Origin of the sequence: Gilliamella sp. wkB195 (genome assembly GCF_001690445.1) — a bacterium.
Lineage (GTDB): Bacteria > Pseudomonadota > Gammaproteobacteria > Enterobacterales > Orbaceae > Gilliamella > Gilliamella apicola_E.
On the sequence record NZ_LZGP01000009.1, the window covers coordinates 1 to 23818 of the forward strand.

Annotated in this window: 23 protein-coding genes, 2 tRNA genes and 1 other RNA gene; 16 read left to right on the top strand and 10 right to left on the bottom strand. The window is 34.0% G+C overall.

Features of this window, described 5'->3' with window-relative positions:
* From htpX to thrS, 9 genes are all read right to left on the bottom strand, one after another.
* The coding region (htpX, locus tag A9G08_RS02065) for a protease HtpX (protein WP_065562099.1) at positions 1-863 on the bottom strand (863 nt) is incomplete at its 3' end.
* Between the two features lie 199 nt (positions 864-1062).
* An RNA gene (ffs, locus tag A9G08_RS02070) (signal recognition particle sRNA small type) lies at positions 1063-1158 on the bottom strand.
* Between the two features lie 140 nt (positions 1159-1298).
* Positions 1299-1592 (bottom strand): integration host factor subunit alpha, encoded by a 294-nt coding sequence (locus A9G08_RS02075; protein WP_034882129.1) that lies wholly within the window; start codon positions 1590-1592, stop codon positions 1299-1301.
* A 5-nt stretch (positions 1593-1597) separates the two neighbouring features.
* Positions 1598-3985 carry a phenylalanine--tRNA ligase subunit beta gene (gene pheT, locus A9G08_RS02080; RefSeq protein WP_065562100.1) on the bottom strand — a complete coding sequence of 796 codons (2388 nt, stop codon included), beginning with the start codon at positions 3983-3985 and terminating at the stop codon, positions 1598-1600.
* A 16-nt stretch (positions 3986-4001) separates the two neighbouring features.
* Positions 4002-4985, bottom strand: a complete 984-nt coding sequence (gene pheS, locus A9G08_RS02085; protein WP_065562101.1) for a phenylalanine--tRNA ligase subunit alpha — start codon at positions 4983-4985, stop codon at positions 4002-4004.
* Between the two features lie 204 nt (positions 4986-5189).
* Complete coding sequence (gene rplT / locus A9G08_RS02090; RefSeq protein ID WP_024496189.1) at positions 5190-5543, bottom strand: 50S ribosomal protein L20; 354 nt, start codon at positions 5541-5543, stop codon at positions 5190-5192.
* A gap of 31 nt (positions 5544-5574) precedes the next feature.
* Positions 5575-5772 (bottom strand): 50S ribosomal protein L35, encoded by a 198-nt coding sequence (gene rpmI, locus A9G08_RS02095; protein ID WP_034882133.1) that lies wholly within the window; start codon positions 5770-5772, stop codon positions 5575-5577.
* A gap of 83 nt (positions 5773-5855) precedes the next feature.
* Positions 5856-6395, bottom strand: a complete 540-nt coding sequence (infC, locus tag A9G08_RS02100; protein ID WP_065562102.1) for a translation initiation factor IF-3 — start codon at positions 6393-6395, stop codon at positions 5856-5858.
* Between the two features lie 27 nt (positions 6396-6422).
* The gene (thrS, locus tag A9G08_RS02105; RefSeq protein WP_065562103.1) at positions 6423-8348 is read right to left on the bottom strand and encodes a threonine--tRNA ligase; all 1926 of its coding nucleotides are present in this window, start codon (positions 8346-8348) and stop codon (positions 6423-6425) included.
* Positions 8349-8622: 274 nt separating this feature from the next.
* On the opposite strand from thrS, the gene A9G08_RS02110 reads away from it, so the two are divergent.
* Complete coding sequence (locus A9G08_RS02110) at positions 8623-9354, top strand: hypothetical protein (protein WP_141673906.1); 732 nt, start codon at positions 8623-8625, stop codon at positions 9352-9354.
* Between the two features lie 93 nt (positions 9355-9447).
* Here the strand turns inward: A9G08_RS02110 and recO are convergent, their stop codons facing one another.
* Positions 9448-10140, bottom strand: coding sequence for a DNA repair protein RecO (gene recO, locus A9G08_RS02115; RefSeq protein ID WP_065562105.1), 693 nt, complete (start codon positions 10138-10140; stop codon positions 9448-9450).
* A 150-nt stretch (positions 10141-10290) separates the two neighbouring features.
* On the opposite strand from recO, the gene A9G08_RS02120 reads away from it, so the two are divergent.
* The 15 genes from A9G08_RS02120 (at position 10291) to A9G08_RS02190 (ending at position 23516) form a co-directional block, all read left to right on the top strand.
* Entirely contained in the window at positions 10291-11919 is a 1629-nt protein-coding gene (locus A9G08_RS02120; protein ID WP_065562106.1) for a Na+/H+ antiporter, read from the top strand.
* Positions 11920-12426: a ubiquinone anaerobic biosynthesis accessory factor UbiT gene (gene ubiT, locus A9G08_RS02125; protein ID WP_065562107.1), complete on the top strand. Its 507-nt coding sequence runs from the start codon at positions 11920-11922 to the stop codon at positions 12424-12426.
* A 260-nt stretch (positions 12427-12686) separates the two neighbouring features.
* Entirely contained in the window at positions 12687-13748 is a 1062-nt protein-coding gene (locus tag A9G08_RS02130; protein WP_065562108.1) for an alpha/beta fold hydrolase, read from the top strand.
* A 232-nt stretch (positions 13749-13980) separates the two neighbouring features.
* Positions 13981-15417: an exodeoxyribonuclease I gene (gene sbcB / locus A9G08_RS02135; protein ID WP_065562109.1), complete on the top strand. Its 1437-nt coding sequence runs from the start codon at positions 13981-13983 to the stop codon at positions 15415-15417.
* A 106-nt stretch (positions 15418-15523) separates the two neighbouring features.
* Positions 15524-15967, top strand: coding sequence for a CidA/LrgA family protein (locus tag A9G08_RS02140; RefSeq protein ID WP_081299453.1), 444 nt, complete (start codon positions 15524-15526; stop codon positions 15965-15967).
* Positions 15964-16653, top strand: a complete 690-nt coding sequence (locus tag A9G08_RS02145) for a CidB/LrgB family autolysis modulator (RefSeq protein ID WP_065562110.1) — start codon at positions 15964-15966, stop codon at positions 16651-16653. The genes A9G08_RS02140 and A9G08_RS02145 overlap by 4 nt, the downstream gene beginning before the upstream one ends.
* Before the next feature lies 1 nt (position 16654).
* On the top strand, positions 16655-17302 hold the full coding sequence (locus tag A9G08_RS02150) for an ElyC/SanA/YdcF family protein (protein WP_065562111.1): 648 nt from the start codon (positions 16655-16657) through the stop codon (positions 17300-17302).
* 276 nt (positions 17303-17578) lie between these two features.
* On the top strand, positions 17579-18307 hold the full coding sequence (gene artP, locus A9G08_RS02155; protein ID WP_065562112.1) for an arginine ABC transporter ATP-binding protein ArtP: 729 nt from the start codon (positions 17579-17581) through the stop codon (positions 18305-18307).
* 29 nt (positions 18308-18336) lie between these two features.
* Positions 18337-19071, top strand: coding sequence for a transporter substrate-binding domain-containing protein (locus A9G08_RS02160; protein WP_065562113.1), 735 nt, complete (start codon positions 18337-18339; stop codon positions 19069-19071).
* Between the two features lie 84 nt (positions 19072-19155).
* Positions 19156-19926, top strand: a complete 771-nt coding sequence (artQ, locus tag A9G08_RS02165) for an arginine ABC transporter permease ArtQ (RefSeq protein WP_218058377.1) — start codon at positions 19156-19158, stop codon at positions 19924-19926.
* 9 nt (positions 19927-19935) lie between these two features.
* Entirely contained in the window at positions 19936-20613 is a 678-nt protein-coding gene (gene artM / locus A9G08_RS02170; protein WP_065562114.1) for an arginine ABC transporter permease ArtM, read from the top strand.
* A gap of 1 nt (position 20614) precedes the next feature.
* Positions 20615-22450 carry an excinuclease ABC subunit UvrC gene (uvrC, locus tag A9G08_RS02175; RefSeq protein WP_065562115.1) on the top strand — a complete coding sequence of 612 codons (1836 nt, stop codon included), beginning with the start codon at positions 20615-20617 and terminating at the stop codon, positions 22448-22450.
* 107 nt (positions 22451-22557) lie between these two features.
* Complete coding sequence (pgsA, locus tag A9G08_RS02180; protein ID WP_065562116.1) at positions 22558-23112, top strand: CDP-diacylglycerol--glycerol-3-phosphate 3-phosphatidyltransferase; 555 nt, start codon at positions 22558-22560, stop codon at positions 23110-23112.
* 221 nt (positions 23113-23333) lie between these two features.
* Positions 23334-23421, top strand: a tRNA-Leu gene (locus tag A9G08_RS02185).
* A gap of 19 nt (positions 23422-23440) precedes the next feature.
* Positions 23441-23516: transfer RNA gene (locus A9G08_RS02190), tRNA-Gly, on the top strand.
* Positions 23517-23818 lie beyond the last annotated feature (302 nt).

The following is a 23818-nucleotide window of genomic DNA, read 5'->3' on the forward strand; positions in this document are numbered from 1 at the left end:
ATATTAGATTGATTACGTAATGCTTCAATACGTTTATCTAAAGGTGGATGAGATAAAAATAGTTGAGAAAATCTAGCTTTCTTCTCACCATTAATACAGAATGCCAAAATTGATGCTTCTTCACTTGGCTGATGACTCATTTTTAATTTTTCTAAAGCAGCAATCATTTTAGTAGACCCTACTAATTTCGCTGAGCCAGCATCAGCATGGAACTCTCGATAACGTGAAAACCACATAGCAATGATGCTTGCTAAAATACCAAATACAGTTTCAAAAATCATTACGATGAAATAATAAGCGAAAGTAGATAATCCTTCACTTCTATCTTCCAAAGCTTTTGTTACGATTGAAGCAAAAATTCGTGAAATGAAAATAACAAAAGTATTAAGTACACCTTGTAAAAGTGCCATTGTCACCATATCACCATTTGCAACGTGACTCATTTCATGTCCAATTACAGCTTCAGCTTCATCTTGAGTCATAGCGGCTAAAAGACCCGAGCTAACAGCTACTAGAGAATTATTTTTAGTTGCTCCGGTTGCAAAAGCATTTATATCTTCTGCTTGATAAATCGCAACTTGTGGTGTTTTTAATTTCAATTCATTTGCTTGACGATTAACTACATCTAAAAGCCATTGCTCTTGAGCGTTGCGAGGATTAGTAATTATTTTTCCACCAACAGAACTTAAAGCCATTCTTTTAGATAAAAGAAGTGAAATAAAAGACCCTCCAAAACCAAATATAGCCGCAAATATAAGTAATCCTAATGTACTGTGAGCATCAACGCCACAAATACTTAAAATAATACCAAATACAAACATAACAGCTAAGTTAGTTAGGATAAATAATCCAACTCGCATCATAAATAATTCCTCATTACTGTTTTTCTAATATGAATAATTTTACTTAAGAAGATAAATAAAATTTGATATATGATCGCAAAAATGTTGCATCTCTACAACCTCTTTAATATGAAATTTTGAAAGGATAAATTAAGTGACTATTTAATAGCCATTAAAGACAATGGTAAGTTAATATTAATTTAGAGAATTTTGGAGGAGACCCTATCAGCCACATCCCACACACATATTTTTTACTTTGGCTGCTTCCTTCCGGACCTGACCTGATGAGCAAAAAAATGTTGCAAGAGGACCCATAGAGCCTCCATTGAAGAGGCGTTATTATGCTTTAATTAGCAAATTATTACAATATTTAAAACGAAAAAAGAACTAACCTTCCTGTCTTGTAATAACAACAGAAAGGCTATTACATATCAAACGAAATTTAAAAATGTTTAACTATAGAGTTAAATTTTTCTCAATTCGTTCTCTAAATTTAATACCTGGTCTAAATGTGACAACTCGACGAGCTGAGATATCAACACTTTCGCCTGTTTTTGGATTGCGACCTGGTCGTGAATTTTTATCACGAACAGCGAAATTACCAAATCCAGACAGTTTAACAGGTTCACCTTTTTCTAAAGCAACTCGAATTTCTTCGAAAAAAAGTTCAACTAGGACTTTAGCTTCTTGACGATCAATATCAAATTTATCGGCAAGACGATCTGCAATATCAGCTTTAGTTAATGTCATAATTATTATTCTCTTAATAGGGCATTGAAACGGTTTTGTAAAGCAATAACACACTTGCTTACAATGTTTGTTATATCTTCTTCTTCTAGTGTACGTGATTTGTCTTGTAAAATCAAACTGATAGCAAGGCTTTTCTGATCTTTATCTATGTTTTCACCTTGATATACATCAAATAAATTAACTCTTACAAGTTGTTCACCACCAGCATGTTTACACTCAGAAATAATATCTGCTGCTGGTATTGTGTTAGATACAATTACAGCAATATCTCGCTTATTAGACGGATATTTAGATAACTCATGAGCAACTGGTACTCTTTTATCATTAATTTTATCTAAATTTATTTCAAAAACAAGCGTTTTACTATTTAAAGATAATTTTTTTTCAATTTCTGGATGTAAAACACCAAAATTACCAATAAGCTCGCCATTCAAGTAAATAGCAGCACTTTGTCCAGGATGTAATGCATCAAGCTCTGATTTCTGGTATACAATTTTTTCATTACAACCTAAAAGAGAAAATAGTAACTCTAAGTCCCCTTTCAAATCATAAAAATCAATATTTTGTTTAGGTAATGACCAATGCTCTTCATAAAGAGTGCCAGTAAGAACACCAGCAAGCATCAATTCCTGGCGAACACCAAATTCACATGAATCATCTGGAATAAAACGTAAGCCAGTTTCAAATAATCTCATCCGAGATTGTTGGCGATTTTGATTATATATTACAGCATCTAATAACCCTGACCATAATGATAAACGCATAACTGACATTTCACTCGAAATAGGATTAGGTAATGTAATATGATGCTGCTCTGGGTGAAGAAGTTGTTGAATTTTAGGATCAACAAAACTATAAGTCACCGCCTCTTGATAACCTTTATCTACTAATAAATTTTTCACTCTAGACAAAGGGACTATATTTTCAGGTTTTGGCTTCATTACAGATTCTATTTTCAGATTCACATTAGGAATATTGTTATAGCCATAAATTCGAGCAACTTCCTCAATTAAATCCTCTTCGATTTGCAAATCAAATCGCCAACTTGGTGATTTAACAGTCCAAACATTTTCATTATAAGAAACTTCACAGCCCAATCTAATTAAAATATCTGTAATTTTTTGGGTTTCAATTGCATAACCTATAATTTGATCCACTTTATTTCTACGCAGCTGAATTGTAGCTTGAGAAGGAAGTTCTTTTTCGTTTGTAATTTCAGAGATAGGACCTACATCACCACCACAAATATCAACAATTAATTGAGTTGCTCTTTGCATAGCAGATAATTGTAAATAAGGATCAACACCACGTTCATAACGGTGAGAAGCATCAGTGTGTAAACCATATTCACGAGCTTTACCAGTTATTGCTAATGGTGCAAAAAAAGCTGATTCAAGGAAGATATCTTTTGTGGAAGTTGTTACGCCAGATTTTTCTCCCCCCATAATACCAGCCATTGCTAATACTTTTTGATGATCGGCAATAACGAGTGTTTTATCGTTTAGTTTTACTTCATTTCCGTTTAATAAAACAAGTTTTTCATCTTGATGAGCATAACGAACAATGATTCCTGAATCGATTTGCGCCAAATCAAATGCGTGCATCGGATGACCTAATTCTAATAACACATAATTAGTAATATCGACAATGGCATCAATTGAGCGAATACCACCACGGCGTAATTTCTCTCTCATCCAAAGTGGTGTTGTTGCATTAACATCAATATTTTTTATTACTCGACCAAGATAACGTGGCGCAGCTTTAGGTTCATTTATTTCAATTGACACAGTATCAGCAATAGTTGCTGGAACACTTTCAATATTAAGTTGTTTCATTGGAATATTGTTAACTGCAGAGATATCTCGGGCAACACCAATGATACCAAAACAATCAGCCCGATTAGGCGTAACACTAATCTCAATCATAACATCATTAAGATTTAGATATTTTCGGATATCTTGCCCTAAAGGTGCATCATCAGGCAATTCAATAATTCCACTATGATCTTCAGATATTCCTAATTCAGAGTAAGAACAAAGCATACCTTCTGAAGGTTCACCACGTAATTTGGCGGCTTTAATTTTAAAATCACCTGGTAGAAGAGCCCCAATTGTTGCACAAGCAACAGTTAAACCCTGACGACAATTTGGTGCACCACAAACAATATCCAGTAATTCAGGCTTGCCAATATCGACTTTAGTTACACGGAGCTTATCGGCATTAGGATGTTGTTTACACTCAACTACCCTTCCAACAACGACACCTGAAAAATCACCAGCAACTTTTTCAACATCATCGACTTCTAGTCCAGCCATGGTTAATTGATCGGCTAACATTTCGCTACTAATTTCTGGATTGATCCATTCACGTAGCCAACTTTCACTAAATTTCATGTTTTGATCTCCAGAATTAATTAAATTGTTTTAAAAAACGTAAATCATTTTCAAAGAAAGAACGCAAATCAGTGACACCGTAACGCAACATAGTTAACCTTTCAATTCCCATACCAAAGGCAAAACCATTATATATTTCAGGATCTATTCCAACATTACGTAATACATTAGGATGAACCATACCGCATCCTAAAACTTCTAACCATTTGCCATTCTTAGCCTTGATGTCCACTTCTGCTGAAGGTTCTGTAAATGGAAAATATGCAGGTCTAAATCTAATTTCCATATTATCCTCAAAAAAACAATGAAGAAAATCATGCAATAACCCCTTCAAATGGGTAAAACTTACATTTTTATCTATCAATAACCCTTCCATTTGGTGAAACATTGGCGTATGCGTTTGATCATAATCATTACGATAAGTTCTACCTGGAGCAATGATTCGGATTGGCGGTTTTTGATTTTCCATTGTTCTTATTTGAACTGTAGAAGTTTGTGTGCGTAATAAACGTTTTGCATCAAACCAAAATGTATCGTGATCAGCACGTGCAGGATGATGAGCAGGAATATTTAATGCATCAAAGTTATGATAATCGTCCTCGATTTCTGGTCCAGTCTCAACAACAAAGCCCAGTTCTCCAAAAAATTCAACTAAACGATTAATTGTCTTAGTAACTGGATGTAAACCACCTAATTCTAGCGACTTACCTGGTAATGTAATGTCAATTGTTTCATTTGCTAATTTTGCATTAAGAGCCTGACGCTCTAAAAAGTTACGCTTCTGATTTAATAACTCAACAACTTGTTGCTTAGCATCATTAATTTTCTGACCTACAGCGGGGCGTTCATCAGCGGGAACATCACGTAAAGAAGCCATCTGCATTGTAAAATAGCCTTTTTTACCAAAATATTCCACTCGAATTTGTTCTATGGCATTAATATCATTAGCATTTTCAATAGCGGATTTGGCATTGCTTACCAGTTCAACTAATTGAGACATACAGTTCTCCTGCTTATTGTTTATTACATAAAAAAAGCCTCTTCTGAGGCTTTTATAATTATTTTTCGTTTTTTATTTGCCTCACGAACGAATAGCATTATTGAAGCTAAAAAAGAAACGAAAAATAACTAAATTCATAATTAACTCTTAAATAATCTTTTTATAAAACATAAAAGCCGAGATAACTCGGCTCTTATAAAGCTATTAAAGTGCAGCTTTTGCTTTTTCAACTAATGCAGCGAATGCATTTTTATCAAATACTGCAATATCTGCAAGGATCTTACGATCGATTTCAATTGAAGCTTTCTTTAAACCGTTGATGAAACGACTATAAGAAAGACCACATTGACGAGCAGCAGCATTGATACGTACAATCCATAATTGACGGAATTGACGTTTACGTTGACGACGGTCACGATAAGCATATTGTCCTGCTTTAATTACTGCTTGGAAAGCAACACGATATACACGTGAACGAGCACCATAATACCCTTTTGCTTGTTTTAAAATTTTCTTGTGACGTGCACGAGCAATAACACCACGTTTAACACGAGCCATAAACTATATCCTCTAAAAAATTAATCAATAATTAAGCGTATGGAACACACGCCACTACTAAACCTAAATCGCCTTTTGACACAGTAGTCAAACCACGTAAATGACGTTTACGCTTAGTTGATTTTTTAGTTAGGATATGGCTCTTGTTAGCTTGTTTATGCTTAAAGCCACCAGAAGCTGTTTTTTTAAAGCGCTTTGCTGCGCCTCTTACAGTTTTAATTTTAGGCATTTTATAAATTTCCACTTCGCATTGTTAATAAAAATAAAATAATGGTGTAATTTTTAGAAACTAAAAATTAACTTGAAAAACCATTACTTTTTCTTCGGCGCTAACACCATAATCATTTGACGACCTTCAATCTTAGTTGGATAAGATTCAATAACCGCCAAATCAGCTAAGTCTTCTTTAATGCGGTCAAGCATTTCAATACCTAACTGTTGGTGAGCCATTTCACGTCCACGAAAACGCAACGTAACTTTGGCTTTATCGCCATCTTCAAGAAAGCGTATCAGGCTGCGGAGTTTTACCTGATAGTCGCCTTCGTCTGTACCAGGTCGGAATTTAATTTCCTTAACCTGAACAACCTTTTGCTTCTTCTTCTGTTCTTTTGTTGCTTTACTCTTTTCATAGAGGAATTTGCCATAATCCATAATTCGACAAACAGGTGGCTCTGCATTAGGACTTATTTCAACTAAATCCAACGTTGCTTCTTCAGCTTGTTTTAAAGCTTCATCTAAGCTAACAATACCGAGCTGTTCACCATCGACGCCGGTTAACCTCACCTCGCGAGCTGTAATCTCATCGTTAATTTTGTGCGCGCGTGTTGACTGAATTCGCTTACTGACTTTAATATCTCATTCCTCCAAAGTAATTTATCATTAATTCATCTGTTCTAATGAACGACTATGAATTTCATTAAGCAATAATTCTATAACATGTTTCACTTCAAAGCTACCAAGATCTTTACCTTGGCGTGTTCTAACTGAAATTGTTCCTGATTCCATTTCTTTGTCTCCACAAACAAACATATAAGGAACACGTTTTAGAGTATGCTCACGAATTTTAAACCCTATTTTCTCATTTCTCAAGTCTGCTTTTGCTCTAATACCAACTTTTTGTAATTGGCTGGTTAATTGTTTCGCATAATCAGCTTGATTATCGGTAATATTGATAACGGCAACTTGTAATGGTGCTAACCAAGTTGGGAAGAATCCTGCACAATCCTCAGTCAAAATTCCCATAAAACGTTCCATCGAACCTAAAATCGCTCGGTGAATCATAACTGGAACATGACGTTCATTATCTTCACCTACATAAGTTGCATCTAATCTTTCTGGTAACATAAAGTCGAGTTGGACTGTACCACATTGCCATGCACGGCCTAAGCAATCATGAAGCGTAAATTCAATTTTTGGCCCATAAAATGCACCTTCGCCAGGTAAATACTCAAATTCAATACCATTTTCAGTTAAACATTCTGCTAAATCTTTCTCGGCTAAGTCCCAAGTTTCATCTTTACCAATACGTTTTTCAGGACGAGTTGATAATTTAACAGTAATGTCTTTGAAACCAAATGTGCTATACATGTCATAAACCATTTTGATACAGTTATTAACTTCACTGCGGATTTGGTTCTCAGTACAAAAGATATGTGCATCATCTTGGGTAAAACCACGAACACGCATTAAACCGTGTAATGAGCCTGACGGTTCGTTTCGGTGACAACTACCAAACTCAGCCATTCTTAGTGGTAAATCGCGATAAGATTTTAAACCTTGATTGAAAATTTGAACGTGCCCTGGGCAGTTCATCGGTTTAATACAGTATTCACGATTTTCAGATGAAGTAACAAACATCAACTCTTTATAGTTACCCCAGTGACCTGTTTTTTCCCATAAAACCCGATCCATCATAAATGGACCTTTCACTTCTTGATAATCGTATTCTTTTAGTTTAGTGCGAACAAAAACCTCAAGTTCACGGAAAATAATCCAGCCATCGTTATGCCAAAACACCATACCAGGTGCTTCTTCCTGCATATGATACAAATCTAGCTGTTTACCAATTTTACGATGGTCTCGCTTAGCTGCTTCTTCTAAAAATTGTAAGTAACTATCAAGTTGTTTTTTATCAGCCCATGCTGTGCCATAAATACGTTGTAACATTTTATTATCACTATTACCCCGCCAATATGCTCCAGCAATTTTTTGTAATTTAAAATGATGGCAAAAACGCATATTCGGCACATGTGGCCCGCGGCACATGTCAATATATTCTTCATGGTGATAAAGTGCAGGAGTAGAATCTTTTGGAATATTTTCATCTAAAATAGCAATTTTATATGGTTCATGACGCTCCCAGAATACTTCTCTAGCACGTTCCCAACTTACTACTTCTTTTATAACTTCATAATCTTTCTTAGCCAATTCATGCATACGCTTTTCTAGAGCATCAAGATCTTCCTGAGTTAGAGAGTGATCTAAATCGACATCGTAATAAAAGCCGTTATCAATCGTTGGACCAATTGCCATTTGCGTATTTGGCCAAAGTTGTTTAATTGCATGCCCCAACAAATGAGCGCAAGAGTGACGAATTATTTCAAGCCCATCTTCATCTTTTGATGTAATAATAGATAAAGTTGAATCTTGCTCAATTAAATCACAAGCATCTTTACGTTCACCATTTACTCGCCCAGCAATACATGCTTTGGCAAGACCAGCTCCAATACTTTGAGCAACTTCTAAAACAGTAACAGGCTTATCAAATTGACGTTGACTTCCGTCAGGAAGAGTAATAATTGGCATAATAAATCCTTATAACAGTGGTGCGCCACACGAAAGCGCACATGCGTACATAAAAAATAGTTGTGTATACTACCACTTATCTTAAGGATTTTAAATAGAATATCGAGGGTTTATCACAGATTTTATTATAATAATTTAATAACACTTAATTAGTCATAATTAATTATAAATAGCTGAAATGAAACATAGCCAGCAAAAAAATATTATATATAATAATATAATGTATTAAGATAAATATGTTTAACTACATAATATATAAAGGAATATGAAATTAATGCATACAAAATATTTTATCGCTATTTTATCTTTATTAACTTTAATTGTAACTGGATGCCAATCTTATCGTAATAGTGATGTTGCATCATCAAATACTGTTACAGAAAGTGCTAATAAAAGCTTAGGGACTCAATGGGGAGATGGCATTGAATCGCATGTTCAACAAGTAAGTATGAAACGTACCGGTTTTTACCCTATTGATGTTATTACTATCAATTATTCAGCACATCAATATAATGGAAAAGCAATTTCAGAAGTTATGTTGAATAATGGTAGAATTGGTATGGCTTTCCTTGATGATCGTGGCAAAAAATGGCCATTAACTAAGCAAAATAACAACGTTAAGTTACAAGGTAAAATAGGACAAAGCTACCGATTATTCTATCGTAATTACTCTTCTAATACCTATGAAATTGTAGCAACTATTGATGGATTAGACGTTATTAATGGTAAAGCTGGTTCATTCTCAAACAATGGCTATATTTTAAGACCACATGACACACTTGTGATTGAAGGCTTCCGTAAAAGTAATAATGAAGTAGCTGCTTTTACTTTTTCTGACAGCTCTAGTGCTTATGCTAATCATAATAGTGAAGGTTCAGCAACAAATATAGGTGTAATAGGCACGGCAATATTTCAGTTAGAAGATAATAGTAGAAACTATCAAAAATTAAGTCCAAATGCTTTTCCTGCTGATAATGGTAATTATGCCAAACCTCCGGTTTATTAATTTATGATTAATCATCTTTCCGTCAACATTGTTGACGGAATAGATCTGATACATTTTACATAAAGTACCGTTTAAATTAAGTTAAAAGACAAATTATATTTTTAAAAATAATTCTCTACTTTTAAATGGTTTTGCACCAACATAAGGTTTTAACGCCATTCTTGTAAAACGTTTTGCCGCTTTAAGTGTATCGATATTGTGAAATTGCCTTTTCCCTAAAGCTAAGACTTCTTCACCAGTGAAAGCGGTACTATTTTGTAACAAACTACAAATAAAACCTTTTTCTGAAATATATTGATAATGCATAGATTCAACAATATCGTCACCTGTTGCACTGCAATGAAAAAAATCAACGTGATAGCCCAAATTTTCAAGTAAGGCCAATTCAAATGCTCGTAACACGTTTTCAGCAGGAACTTGTTGGGCTAATTGTTGTATACTTGCTAGATAATCATCAAACAACGTAGTTATTTCGGTTTCGGCGACTAAAACACGGTGTAATAGTTCATTTAAATAAAAGGCGCTATATAAATAAACAGAAACAAGAGGTAAAGTAAGGGAAACAGCCTCAACTTGACGTAAAGTTTTTATTTCTCCATGACCTGAATATTGAACAATTAGTGGAGTAAAAGGTTGTAAAACACCTTTTAATGCAGAGCGTTTACGCCTAGCACCTTTTGCTAAAATGGTTACTTTCCCAACATTTTCAACGAATAAATCGACTAGCAAACTGCTTTCACTGTATGTTCTGGTATGTAATACAAATGCTCTTCGCCAATTTTCCATCTAACCTGCCCATCAATTAAATTATTACTTTTTTTGATCAATAATAGAGATTGCTTAAAATTTGAGTGATTTTATACAATTTTAACCTGAAATATTCTTAAAAATCCTATATAATAGATAACTATATATGGGATAACTAAAAGAGTAGCTATGGAACTATTTTCAACAATATTACTAATAGTATTAATTGTATCACTTTCTGGTGTCATTATAAAAATGTTACCAATACAGATCCCATTGCCTCTAATGCAAATACTACTAGGTAGTATTCTTGCCGCATTAGGTATTTATTTAGAGTTTAACTCAGACCTATTTCTTGTACTGTTCATTCCTCCTTTACTATTTGCTGATGGACGTAAAACTTCTGTAAAAGATTTTGTCCATAATGTACGAGAAATTGTAGGGCTAGCCTTGGTTCTAGTGGTTATATCAATTGTTGCTCTGGGTTACTTACTACATTGGATGCTACCAGATATTTCAATGCCAGCCGTATTTGCATTAGCAGCAGTATTATCACCTACCGATGCCGTCGCACTTAGTGGTATTGTCGGTAAAGGACGAATTGAAAAAGAGAAGATGGAAATCATTGAAGGTGAAGCCTTAATGAATGACGCTTCCGGTCTTGTTTCCTTAAAATTTGCACTTGCAATTGCAGCTGGTGCATTTGAATTCAACTTATTACAAATCAGTATATCCTTCTTCGTGGTTGCTTTAGGTGGATTAGCTGTTGGGGTGATATTCACTTGGTTATATGCTCGTATTTTGCGTAAAATAAACCAACTAACAAACAATGATCCCGCAATCCAAATCGTACTATTATTCTTACTACCATTTGCCGCTTATATCATTGCTGAAGAATGTCACTGTTCCGGTATTTTAGCTGCAGTAAGTGCTGGTATGACAGTTAACCACTCAGGAATGATGCGTAATGCCCCTTTAACAACTCGCTTACAATCTGATAGTGCATGGTCAATGTTAACGTTCGTATTCAATGGATTTGTTTTTGTTCTATTAGGTATTCAGCTTCCAAGTATTTTAAAAAATACATTTGCTGAAAACCAAACCGATGCATCAATTGAATTATGGCAACTATGCTTAATTGTATTGTTCGTTTTTATAGTATTAATGGGCACTCGATTTGCTTGGCTTTGGGCTATGAAAAAAATGCCAACAATGCCATTTGGCACAAAGCGTCCATTAGCATTTAATTCATATACCACACGTGATTTATGGATATCTACTTTTGCTGGTGTCCGCGGAGCGATAACACTAGCCGGTGTATTATCTATTCCAATAACCATTGCGGGCAGATATCAACTCGTATTTATTGCTGCTGGTATTATATTAGTATCATTAATATCCGCTATTATCATGTTACCAATTTTATTACGTGGTAGCGTGATCTTGGATAACTCCGAACAAGACAACGAAATATTAACCGTAAAAGGACAAATGGCTGAAGAAGCTATCGTTAGTCTTGAAAAAATGCAAACTAGCCTTTTACAAGAAACGTCTGAAGAAGGCCTAGATCAAGAAATTATCCACGAAGTTGGTTCACGTGTTATAGGTTCATTAAGACGTCGAACTGGCTTAAAAGATTTAGAACAAAAAGCTCTTGAAGCTGAAAATCTAGAAAGACGTATGCGTTTAGTTGCAATTGGGGCGGAGCGCACCGCATTACTTCAAATGAAAGTTCGTGATGAAGTTAGTGAAGAAGTTTTCGAGCATCTAAATACCGATTTAGATATTTATGAGAAGATGATCTCTGGAGATGCGTAAATGATTGGCAATAAACACCAATTTCTAGGAAGAATTCATTCACAATTTGTCGATAAAGCGCCACAAATGTTGGGTATGACATTACAATGTATACCCTTTAGCGTAAAAAAAAGAGCTATTGAACAATTATTACAATTGCAATTCAAACATTCACTTGAAGATGGCGAGCTAGATTTTTTAGAAAATCGTTGGCTCAAAATCCAAGTTGTCGATCTTCAATTAGTCTGGTTTGTCAGCTTAATTGATAACAAACTTGTGGTTAGCCGCGAGGAAATACCTGATGTAAGCTTCATCGGCAATGCCAATGACTTAATAATGATAGCAACTAGACGGCAAGATCCTGATACATTATTCTTTCAACGCCGACTCATTGTTGAAGGCGATACTGAATTAGGTCTCTATGTAAAAAACTTAATGGACTCGATTGAAATCGAAGCTATGCCAAGGTTCTTAAGATTAACTCTCGAAAAGCTAGCTGATATCATCGAAAGCGCACCCAAAGACTAAAAATTCTATTAAATAACTTCAAGAAAGGGAATTGATAATTCCCTTTTTACTAACTTAAAGAACTTTCCGTTTATACTTAAAATTCATTTTCAAATTTAATTATTTAATGTAAATAAACGTATTTTTATTGGATGACTATCATTTAATAAATTATTATAGAAACTAACGTTGGAAAAAATTCATTCACCGTAAATATTACCTTCCTACCCTATCTCTTACACATATGATTCATAACGTAATTATGAAGGAGAGAGCCACATATGAATAATATAAAAAAAACGCTACTATTTTTTATTTTTCTTATTTTCGCATCGCAAGGATATTGTTCCGAGTTCTATAACCGAAAAGAAGGTGATTATATTATTGAAAAATTTAAATTTAATGATGGTAACACAATTCAAAATTTGAAAATTCATTATGTCACTATCGGCGACCCTAAAGGAAAGCCAGTATTAGTTTTACATGGCACAACTGGCAATGGAGATTCAATGCTTAATGACAGTTTTGGTCATGCCTTATTTGATAAAGGAATGCCGTTGGATGCTGAAAAATATTTCATAATATTGCCTGATGCTATTGGTACAGGTCAATCTTCGAAACCCTCTGACGGTTTGAAAGGAAACTTTCCTCATTATGATTATACCGACATGGTTAATGCTCAATATCTACTTTTGAAAAAAGGTTTAAATATAGATCATCTTGAACTTATTATTGGTAACTCGATGGGTGGAATGAATACATGGCAATGGGTAACTATGTATCCTAATTACATGAAAGCAGCAATTGCAATGGCAGCAACCCCTGCGCCAATGTCTAGTCGAAATTGGATAATGAGAAAGATGATCATTAATTCAATTAAAGACGATCCTGATTTGAATAATGGCTTTTATAGCAAACAACCTGAAAAATTCCAAACTGTTTATAATTACTACGATATCGCGACTAACGGAGGTGATATTGCCTGGCAAAATAACGCTTATAGCACCCAGAAAACAGAAGAAATATTAGCAAATAAGTTAAAAGAACGAACAACAATGGACGCGAATGATTTTTTATATCAATGGGATGCAGCCAGAAACTTTGATCCAACAAAAGAGCTAACAAAAATTAAAGCATTTATGTTAGTTATCAATTCAGAAGATGATGAAAGAAATCCACCAAACACAGGTTTAATGGAAAAAGCCCTCAAGGATGTTGTTGCTGCTAAATATTATCTAATTCCAGCAAGTGTTAAGACCCGAGGCCATGGTACAACCATGAATGCTGAATTATGGATAGAAGAGTTAAAAATATTTCTAAAAGAACTCGATAATTATTACTAATTTAGGAGGATTAGAAAAGTGAATATATTATTATATTCACTTTTTTATTTGAGCTTATCTTCCAATAATTTTATTTTATCCCACATTACTCTCATTAAATCTGATATAATATAAAATATATAACTATCGATATTTAGTTAATATTTTTCAATATCAGACTTAAATATCATCCTAAAACCGATAAACAAAACAGCTTGATTTAATAAATTAAAATACAAAAAATTATAAAATAATGAAAAATAATTCACAGCAGATAACCTTTTATTTTCACGATTATGAAACTTTTGGCATAAATCCAGCTTTAGATCGCCCTGCTCAGTTTGCTGGTGTTCGAACTGACAGTGATTTTAATATTATTGAAGAACCTTTAGTCATCTATTGTCAAATAGCCCAAGATTATCTTCCCAATCCTGAAGCTGTGCTAATAACTGGAATAACACCACAAAAAGCAAATCAACAAGGTATATGTGAAGCCGAATTCACCAAACAAATACATGAAGCATTTAGCCAACCTAACACGTGTATCTTAGGCTATAATAATATTCGTTTTGATGATGAAGTGACTCGCAACATCTTATACCGTAACTTTTATGACCCTTATGCTTATAGTTGGCGAAACGGTAATTCAAGATGGGACCTACTAGATGTCGTCCGAGCTTGTTATGCATTAAGACCGGAAGGTATTAATTGGCCAATAAATGAATCTGGTTTCCCTAGTTTTCGATTAGAAGATCTCACTAAAGCTAATAATATTAAACATGAACATGCGCATGATGCTATGTCTGATGTCTACGCCACCATTGCGATGGCAAAATTAATTAAGCAAGTGCAACCAAAGTTATTCAATTACTTCTTCACACTACGTAATAAAAATAAAGTTGTCGAGCTTATCGATATTGCCAACATGACGCCAATAATTCACGTTTCAGGCATGTTAGGTAGTTATCGAGGTAACATGTCATTAGTTAGCCCTATTGCATGGCACGCAAATCAAAAAAATGCAGTGATTGTTTGTGATCTTACTGGAGATATCGATTCACTGATTAATTTACCAGTCGAAACTATTCGAGAGAAACTCTACACTAAAACTGAAGATCTTGATGTTGATGAACAACGTATCCCATTAAAACTAATTCATATTAACAAATGCCCAATCATTGCGCCATTGAGCACACTATTACCCGATAATGCAAAGCGTTTCGATCTTGATAAACAAAAATGCTTAGAAAATCAACAAAAACTACTGGAAAATCAAAGTTTATTACAAAGTAAAATGCGTGAACTATTTGGCATGGATAATGAATACTCAAATAACAATAGTGATATCGATGCGCAAATATATGCAGGCTTTTTAAATGGAAATGATTTATTAAATTGTGAAACGATTCGAACTACTCCCCCCCAATTATTAGATAGTTTATCGTTAACTTTTGATGATCCAAGATTAGCAAAATTACTGTTTCGTTATAAAGCTAGAAACTATCCAGAAACGTTAACTGAACAAGAGTTACGAATCTGGCAAGATCATTGTCGTGATAAACTAGATGCAACTAAAGTTCAAGATTATATGCAATCCCTTGAACAACTTGCTGAGATTTATATACAAAAACCTGAAAAGCTGGCATTACTAAAACAACTATATCAATATTGTCATTATTTAGTTGGATAATTAAATGTTACGGGCGTATCATATACGCCTGTTCAAAGTACAATGCCATCTCTTACTATAGAATTGGTAATCATAATTTAAGTTTTAAACAATTAGCATTTAATTTATGAAACACTTTTTAGCCAAACATGCAACCATTAAGCATCGACTTTATTCTTTATACTACACACTATTTAGCTACAGTCGAGGCTTGATTATCCTGACCATTTGCTTATGGGCAGGAAATGTCGTATCTGCAATCTTACCAATCATGATCCCTGGAAGTATTATTGGTTTATTGATTTTGTTCATTTTATTAACTTTTCAATTAATACCAACGTGTTGGATAAAAAATAGCTGTAATCTTTTCATGCGATACATGACGGTGCTCTTTATTCCTGCGGCGATGGGGATAATGGATAATTATTCATTACTCTTAGATAATTGGATACCGATAATTTTTGCTAGTGTTGGTGGTTCAGTTATTGTCTTATATTTAACCGCTTTTTTAACTGAACATCTGCATAAAAAAGTCGTTAAAACCTCCGATAATAGGGAGAACCAACCATGATATGGATGCTACCATTAACCGTTTTGGTTTTTTTAATTATTAGAAGAATCTCATTTAAAATTAAAAATCCGTTATTTAACCCATTAGTCATTTCGGTTATTGTATTAATCCCTATTTTATTAATAACAAATACCGAGTATGTTGAATATGTTAAAAACGTAAAAATTATTAACGATCTACTCCCTTACTCTGTCGTTGCTTTGGCTTATCCTTTATATGAACTAATTCCACAAATAAAAGCCCGTTGGAAGTCAATCATGATTATCACCTTCACTGCCTCCATAGCGTCTATGGTAACCGGTGTGTTTATTGCATTATGGTTAGGTGGAAGTAAAGAAATTGCTGCATCAGTATTACCTAAATCAGTGACAACAGCCATCGCGGTCACCATCGCTGATAATGAGGGTGGCGTTCAATCAATCGCTGCATTATGCGTAATACTTGTTGGAACACTAGGCGGTATTTTTGGTCATCAATTATTGAACGTTGCTAAAATAAAAACACCTTCAGCAAGAGGATTATCAATTGGTGCAGTATCTCATGCTGTAGGTACAGCTCGTTGTATTGAAGTCAATTATAACGAAGGGGCTTATAGCTCCCTATCTCTAGTTTTATGTGGTATTATGACCTCATTAACAGCACCATTTTTATTCCCAATAATGGTATTTATTTTTGATTGGTTTTAGTATGAAGTTAAAAAAACTTATTGCTTATTTTATTGCTTTTTTTTCATTACTACTTGCCTTAGTAATTGGACTCGACTTTTGGATAAGCTATAAGACAGCACCTTACATTTATCACGATGAAAACAAACTTCCCTACCGAACAATTGGTGTTGTATTAGGAACCTCTAAATATGTAAAAAATGGCGGAATCAATGGTTTTTATCGCAGCCGAATAGATGGTGCGATTGATCTGTATTGGCAAGGTAAAGTTGATTATTTATTGCTAAGTGGCGACAATGCGCAATTAAATTATAACGAGCCAATTATGATGCAGAAAGATCTTATAAAAGCTGGCATACCGAAAGAAGCCATTGTATTAGATTATGCAGGTTTTCGAACCTTCGATTCAATTGTTCGTGCAAATAAAGTCTTTGACGCAGATGAATTTACTATTATTACTCAAGAATTCCATTGTGAACGAGCAATGTTTATTGCGTTAGCGCAAGGTATTCAAGCTCAATGTTTTGCTGTCCCTGCGCCCAAAAGCATGAAGTTAGTTCGAATTAGAGAGATGTTTGCACGAGTAAGTGCTTTTATTGATCTTTACATCCTGAACAAAGAACCTAAATTTCTTGGTCCTACTATCCCAATTATTAATAATCAAAATTAATAAAAAAACTTCCAAAAAAGTTGAGGAACGGGGTCTTTGAAATTAGATTTATGAGCAAATACCTCAAATTATTATTTCATTTTTATACTTTTGTAAAACCCTAATTACAGATAAAGATAAATCGATATAAAAACGATTATAAAAAAAAGTTGAGGAGCCGGGTTTTTAGCTTAAAAATCAGGCTAAAATATCGTTGTCTAATAATTTAGATTGCATTTTTATGCAAAAAAAAGTAATATTTAGTCAATTAAAATTTAAATAGTTTATCTAATACTAATGAATATCGAATTAAACCATATTAACTGTTTTTATGGTAAACATCAGGCATTAAATGATGTCTCTTTATGTTACCCTTTAGGTGAAACAATTGTTTTACTTGGTCAGAGCGGTGCAGGTAAAAGTTCTTTACTAAAAGTGTTTAACTTACTTGAAATACCAACGTCTGGTGAAATGACAATTGCGGATTCACATTTTGATTTTTCAAAAAAAATAAGTGAATCAACTATTCGAACTTTACGCAAAAATGTTGGCATGGTTTTTCAAAATTACAACTTATGGCCACATTTAACTGTTTTAGAGAACTTAATTGAAGCCCCTTGCCAAGTTTTGAAACTATCGAAAAAAGAAGCAAGTGAAAAAGCCATGTCAATTTTGGCTCGCTTACAAATTGATGAAATGGCCCATCGTTACCCTCTTCACCTTTCAGGTGGTCAACAGCAACGAGTGGCTATTGCGAGAGCCTTAATGATGGAACCTAAAATTTTGCTATTTGATGAGCCAACAGCAGCTTTAGATCCTGCAATCACATCTCAAATTGCAGAAATCATTAATGAACTGTCACAAACAGGAATTACACAGATTATTGTTACGCATGAAGTCGATTTTGCTCGTAAAGTTGCTTCACAAGTGATTTACATGGAACAGGGTAAGATTGTTGAACAAGGTCAAATTGAGTGTTTTGCACATCCAAAAACTGAAGAGTTCAAAGCTTATCTATCGCATTAATATTAATAAAAATCTGATTGGGTGGATATATGAAAAAAACATTACTAGCTATTATACTTGCAGGCTCTGCATTTGCAGCTCAAGCAACTGAAACGTTAACCATTGGTACCGAAGCGACTTATGCACCTTTCGAATTTACTAATGATAAAAACGAAATCATCGGTTTTGATATTGACGTCATGAATAAACTTTGTGATGAAATGAAAGTAACTTGTAACATTGTAAATCAATCATTTGATGGATTAATTCCTAGTTTAAAAACTCGTCGAATCGATGCGGCTATTGCGGGTATTGATGTTACACCTGAACGTCAAAAGCAAGTTGCTTTTACAAAAATCTATTATGATGATAGCTCAATCCAATTTGTTACTTTAAAAGATTCCTTAACAAGTCTTGATCAGCTAAAAGGTAAGAAAGTTGGTATTCAAAAAGGTACAACTTATTTAAAATATTTAAATGAAAAATATCCTGATGTTAAAGCAGTAAGCTATGATAGCTACCAATTTGCTTTCTTAGATTTAAAAGCTAAACGTATTGATGCTATTGTTTCAAGCTCTTTTGTTGCTGGTGAATGGTTAGGTAAAGATGCTGATATCGTTGCTTTAGGCGATAAAATTACCGATCATGAATTTTTTGGTGAAGGTTTAGGTATTGCTTTACGTCAAGGCAATGATCAATTACTTGAACAATTTAATCAAGCAATCGATAAACTAAAAGCAAATGGCGAATTAGATGCTATTTATAAAAAATGGTTTAGTAAATAATTATTAATAACAAAATCAGTTCTTATTTATCTCGCCGCATATTCTGCGGCGAGTTTATTTTTTAAATTTAACTACGGTTCTTTTATGTCAGAATTTTTTGCACACGGTATAGACTTGTTACTCTCTTCTATGGATGGGTATATTTTGCCGCTTACGAAAGCTACCGCGATTACGTTATCATTAGCATTTGTATCGTTAGTCATTGGAATGTTTTTTGCGTTCATTTTTACTATTTTAGAATCAGTACCATTCAAACCCGTTGCATGGCTAATGTCGCTATTCAATTTAACCATTCGAGCTTTACCCGAATTATTAATTGTGGTTGCGATTTATACTGGTTTACCACTGCTATTGATGGCATTAGATGATGGCTTTACCGTTCCTCTCGGCTTTACATCGTTTACCGTAAAAATGAGTATTCATAATACCCAACCAGACCCATTTTTATGCGGTGTTTTTGCTTTATCATTACTCTACGCTGTTTATGCCTCACAAACGTTACGCGGTGCATTTAAAGCGATTTCAAGCGGACAAAAACAGGCAGCTCAAGTTTTAGGATTAAGCAAATCTCGAACTTTCTTTCGTATTATCATGCCACAAATGTGGCGACACGCATTACCCGGTTTGAGTAACCAATGGTTAATCTTATTAAAAGATACTGCCCTTGTTTCAGCAATCGCGATAGATGATTTAATGATGCAAACCAAAACAATAGTTGCCCGAACCAATCAGCCTTTTTTATGGTACTTTGTTGCGATGATTATTTATTTAGTGATATCAATTTTAAGTCAAAAAATTATTTCACGTATTGAAAAACGTGCAACCCATTTTGAACCATCAGCCAATAGTCAGTAAGGTTATTTTATGTCTGATAATTTTATTTTTTATCTAAAAATCATTCTTCAAGGTCTACCTGATACATTAAGTCTAAGTATATTCGGTATATTAACGGCTGGTATTTTGGCTATTGTTTTTTCATGTCTTTTATCGTTAAATTCTAAGCTATTAACGAAAACAATTCGCGCTTATATCATTATTTTTACTGGTTCACCATTATTAGTACAGCTGTTTTTAATCTATTATGGACCATCACAATTTGGTGAATATTTAAGTAAATTTCCTGCTTTTTATGATTTTATTTCTTCACCTTGGTTTTGTGCTTATTTAGCTTTAACGCTTAATAGTGCCGCTTATACTACACAAATATTTTATGGTGCATTAAAATCTGTTCCACAAGGACAGTGGCAAGCATGTAGCGCTTTAGGTATGAACAAAAGACAAACTCTTAAAATTGTCATGCCATATGCATTAAAACGTGCTCTTTCTACTTATTCTAACGAAGTCGTTTTTGTGGTAAAAGGTACAGCCTTAGCTTCAATGATTCCTGTTATGGATTTAATGGGATATAGTAATGCATTAAATGGTGAATACTATGACTTCTCAATTTTTATGGTTGCAGGGCTCATTTACCTCTTGATAAATGGTATTTTAAGCACCATTATGAGGATAATAGAGAAAAAAGCCCTCACTTTTGAAAACTAATATGAGCCAATTTGATACAGCATCTTTTCTAAAAACAGTCCCACATAAACCAGGTATCTATCAAATGTTTAATGATAAAGATACCATTATTTATGTGGGAAAAGCGAAAGATCTCAATAATCGCTTAAAAAGCTATTTCAATAGCAGTAAAAAAACGATCAAAACCGATCGATTGGTAAGTCATATTCATCGAGTTGAATTTACCATCACCAATACAGAGACTGAAGCATTATTACTCGAACAAACTTATATCAAAAAATATCAACCCAAATACAATGTTTTGCTTAAAGATGATAAAAGCTACCCGTTTATCAAATTAAGTAAAGAAAGACATCCTCAATTGTCTTTGTATCGTGGTGCAATTAATCGAAAAAAAGATGAGTTTTTTGGCCCTTATCCGAGTGGATATGCGGTAAAACAAATTCTTGCCTTATTACAAAAAACATTTCCAATAAGACAATGTTTAAATAGCACTTATCGTAATCGAACTCGTCCTTGTTTACAGTACCAAATCAAACGCTGTTTAGGACCTTGTGTACCAGGTTTAGTTAGCGACGAAGATTATAATGAACAAGTGAATTATGTAAGGTTATTTCTCTCCGGGCAATCAGATCAAATATTGCAAAAAATTACTGCGGATATGCAAAAAGCCAGTAGTGAACTTAATTTTGAAAAAGCAGCCGCATTACGAGATCAGCTACAAGCAATCAAACACATAAATGAAAAACAAGCTATCTATAACAATAATGATAATTTAGATGTGATTGGTTTCCATTACGAACTCGGCTTAGCTTGTATCTATGTACTCTTTATTCGAAATGGTCAAACATTTGGACATCGTTCTTATTTTCCAAAAGTGCCATCTAATACTGAACTAGAAGAAGTGATCGAGACATTTTTAGGACAATTTTATTTACAAGGAAATCAAAATAGAAATATTCCGAAGAAAATTCTTCTCAATTTTTCATTATCTGATAAGCAAGCAATGGAAGATACTTTATCTATTGTCGCTGAACATCAAGTAAAAATAGTTGATGAACCAAAAGGTGATAACCTTAAATTGTTAAATATTGCAACGGTTAATGCTCAAACCGAAGTTAAAAATAAGCTACTGGAAAACTCAACCATTAAACAACGATATGATGCACTAAAAGCGTTTTTGGGCATTGATAAAATCAATCGGATGGAATGTTTTGATATAAGCCATTTTATGGGTAAAAACACAATTGCATCTTGTGTCGTTTTTGATGATAAAGGACCAGTTAAATCAGAGTTTCGTCGCTACAATATAAATGGTATCACGCCTGGAGACGATTATGCAGCAATGGAACAAGTCTTAACCCGTCGTTATAGTAAGAAAGATCTTCCTGAAGATAAGATCCCAGACATCATCTTTATAGATGGAGGAAAAGGTCAACTTAACCAAGCGTTAAGGGTTTTTGATAATTTAGACGTAAACTGGGATAAAAACCACCCTATTTTAATTGGTGTTGCCAAAGGTGCTGAACGTAGAGAAGGATTAGAAACGCTCTTCTTTGAAGCTCATGGTAAGGGATATTATCTGGATTATAACTCACCCGCTTTATTACTTATTCAACAAATTCGAAATGCATCGCACGATCATGCAATTGTGGGTCAACGTAAAAAAGGTGTTAAACAGTTAACTGACAGCGCTTTAGAGCATATTGAAGGCGTTGGTGGAAAAAGACGGCAAGCTTTACTTAAGCATTTTGGTGGGCTTAGAGAGTTGAAAAATGCCAGTATAGATGAAATTGCACAAGTTCAAGGTATTTCAAAATCATTAGCTGAAAAAATTTATCTAAATTTACAGCAATAACACATTGAAAAATTAACATTTTTCAGGCAACATAATCAATGAGAAAACCCTGTTTTTTTAATTGTCGCTAACCATTTGATTAATAAAACAATATGAGCTAATGTCACATGAAAATTAACTTACCTACATTCTTAACATTATTTCGAGTAATACTGATTCCATTTTTTGTGTTGGCATTTTATTTAATCCCTCATGAATGGTCAGGCTTTTTTTCGGCATTAATTTTCCTAATAGCCGCAGTTACAGATGTTTTTGACGGTTACCTTGCCCGCCGATTAGGTCAAACGACTAAATTTGGTGCTTTTTTAGATCCTGTTGCCGACAAAATAATGGTAACAATCGCATTGGTTCTTATAACGCAATATTATCAGGCGTGGTGGATTTCTATTCCTGCAATAATTATCGTCTCTCGTGAACTTATTATCTCTGCATTACGAGAATGGATGGCTGAAATTGGCAAACGAGGTAATGTTGCAGTATCTTCAATTGGCAAAATTAAAACAATTGCTCAAATGACAGCATTAACTTGGTTGCTTTGGCGCCCTTGCGATCTTGTTATATATGCGGGGTTAGCTGCACTTTTTTTAGCTACAATTTTAACGTTATTATCCATGTTCCAATATTTATGGATAGCGCAAAGTGACTTATTAGATGAAGAATAATTTATCAAAAAGTCGATAACCGTTAATTTTAGTGTAATTTTGTCATCTCCTATAAGTTCACAAAATTACACTTATCAATCCCCAAAAAACCAATATTAAACCAACAATAAGCTAAACATTGAGCAATTAAACAATTAATCCAAAATTTCTGTTGACTGAAATCTCAAGATAGGTAAAATGCACTGCATTCAAAGCGGATTACCTTACGTAATAAGTTTTGAGCCCGGGTGGTGAAATCGGTAGACACAAGGGATTTAAAATCCCTCGGCCTTTTTGGCCGTGCGAGTTCAAGTCTCGCCCCGGGCACCATTTAAAACACTTCTCTTATGCGGGAATAGCTCAGTTGGTAGAGCGCAACCTTGCCAAGGTTGAGGTCGCGAGTTCGAACCTCGTTTCCCGCTCCAATATCGCGTTTAAACACTCCTCTATACCTAATTAATTCATTAAGAAATCGAATGTTTTATCTGTCTATAGAGATTTTTATTAATATCGATACATTTAAAATAAAATGAATTGTTACTTGTATAAGTATCTATTTTGTTCCTTTATTACCCAGTAATAAATCTCTATCTATTACTCGGTTGTTTATGTTATTTATTTTAAAGTAATAATTATTTTATTATTGAATCATATCATCAAGTTCGTGGCTGATGCAGTCGGAACTCTTTAATGATAAATGATAATTTTCAACTAAAAATAACTGTTT

Excerpts from the sequence above, each read along its gene's own strand:
- A9G08_RS02130 (WP_065562108.1), top strand. The coding sequence starts at position 12,687 with ATGAATAATATAAAAAAAACGCTACTATTTTTTATTTTTCTTATTTTC.
- thrS (WP_065562103.1), bottom strand. The coding sequence starts at position 8,348 with ATGCCAATTATTACTCTTCCTGACGGAAGTCAACGTCAATTTGATAAG.
- sbcB (WP_065562109.1), top strand. The coding sequence starts at position 13,981 with ATGAAAAATAATTCACAGCAGATAACCTTTTATTTTCACGATTATGAA.
- artQ (WP_218058377.1), top strand. The coding sequence starts at position 19,156 with ATGTCAGAATTTTTTGCACACGGTATAGACTTGTTACTCTCTTCTATG.
- A9G08_RS02160 (WP_065562113.1), top strand. The coding sequence starts at position 18,337 with ATGAAAAAAACATTACTAGCTATTATACTTGCAGGCTCTGCATTTGCA.
- A9G08_RS02150 (WP_065562111.1), top strand. The coding sequence starts at position 16,655 with ATGAAGTTAAAAAAACTTATTGCTTATTTTATTGCTTTTTTTTCATTA.
- pgsA (WP_065562116.1), top strand. The coding sequence starts at position 22,558 with ATGAAAATTAACTTACCTACATTCTTAACATTATTTCGAGTAATACTG.
- recO (WP_065562105.1), bottom strand. The coding sequence starts at position 10,140 with ATGGAAAATTGGCGAAGAGCATTTGTATTACATACCAGAACATACAGT.
- A9G08_RS02075 (WP_034882129.1), bottom strand. The coding sequence starts at position 1,592 with ATGACATTAACTAAAGCTGATATTGCAGATCGTCTTGCCGATAAATTT.
- pheS (WP_065562101.1), bottom strand. The coding sequence starts at position 4,985 with ATGTCTCAATTAGTTGAACTGGTAAGCAATGCCAAATCCGCTATTGAA.
- rpmI (WP_034882133.1), bottom strand. The coding sequence starts at position 5,772 with ATGCCTAAAATTAAAACTGTAAGAGGCGCAGCAAAGCGCTTTAAAAAA.
- pheT (WP_065562100.1), bottom strand. The coding sequence starts at position 3,985 with ATGAAATTTAGTGAAAGTTGGCTACGTGAATGGATCAATCCAGAAATT.
- artM (WP_065562114.1), top strand. The coding sequence starts at position 19,936 with ATGTCTGATAATTTTATTTTTTATCTAAAAATCATTCTTCAAGGTCTA.
- uvrC (WP_065562115.1), top strand. The coding sequence starts at position 20,615 with ATGAGCCAATTTGATACAGCATCTTTTCTAAAAACAGTCCCACATAAA.
- artP (WP_065562112.1), top strand. The coding sequence starts at position 17,579 with ATGAATATCGAATTAAACCATATTAACTGTTTTTATGGTAAACATCAG.
- A9G08_RS02110 (WP_141673906.1), top strand. The coding sequence starts at position 8,623 with ATGCATACAAAATATTTTATCGCTATTTTATCTTTATTAACTTTAATT.
- ubiT (WP_065562107.1), top strand. The coding sequence starts at position 11,920 with ATGATTGGCAATAAACACCAATTTCTAGGAAGAATTCATTCACAATTT.
- A9G08_RS02145 (WP_065562110.1), top strand. The coding sequence starts at position 15,964 with ATGATATGGATGCTACCATTAACCGTTTTGGTTTTTTTAATTATTAGA.
- rplT (WP_024496189.1), bottom strand. The coding sequence starts at position 5,543 with ATGGCTCGTGTTAAACGTGGTGTTATTGCTCGTGCACGTCACAAGAAA.
- A9G08_RS02140 (WP_081299453.1), top strand. The coding sequence starts at position 15,524 with ATGAAACACTTTTTAGCCAAACATGCAACCATTAAGCATCGACTTTAT.
- A9G08_RS02120 (WP_065562106.1), top strand. The coding sequence starts at position 10,291 with ATGGAACTATTTTCAACAATATTACTAATAGTATTAATTGTATCACTT.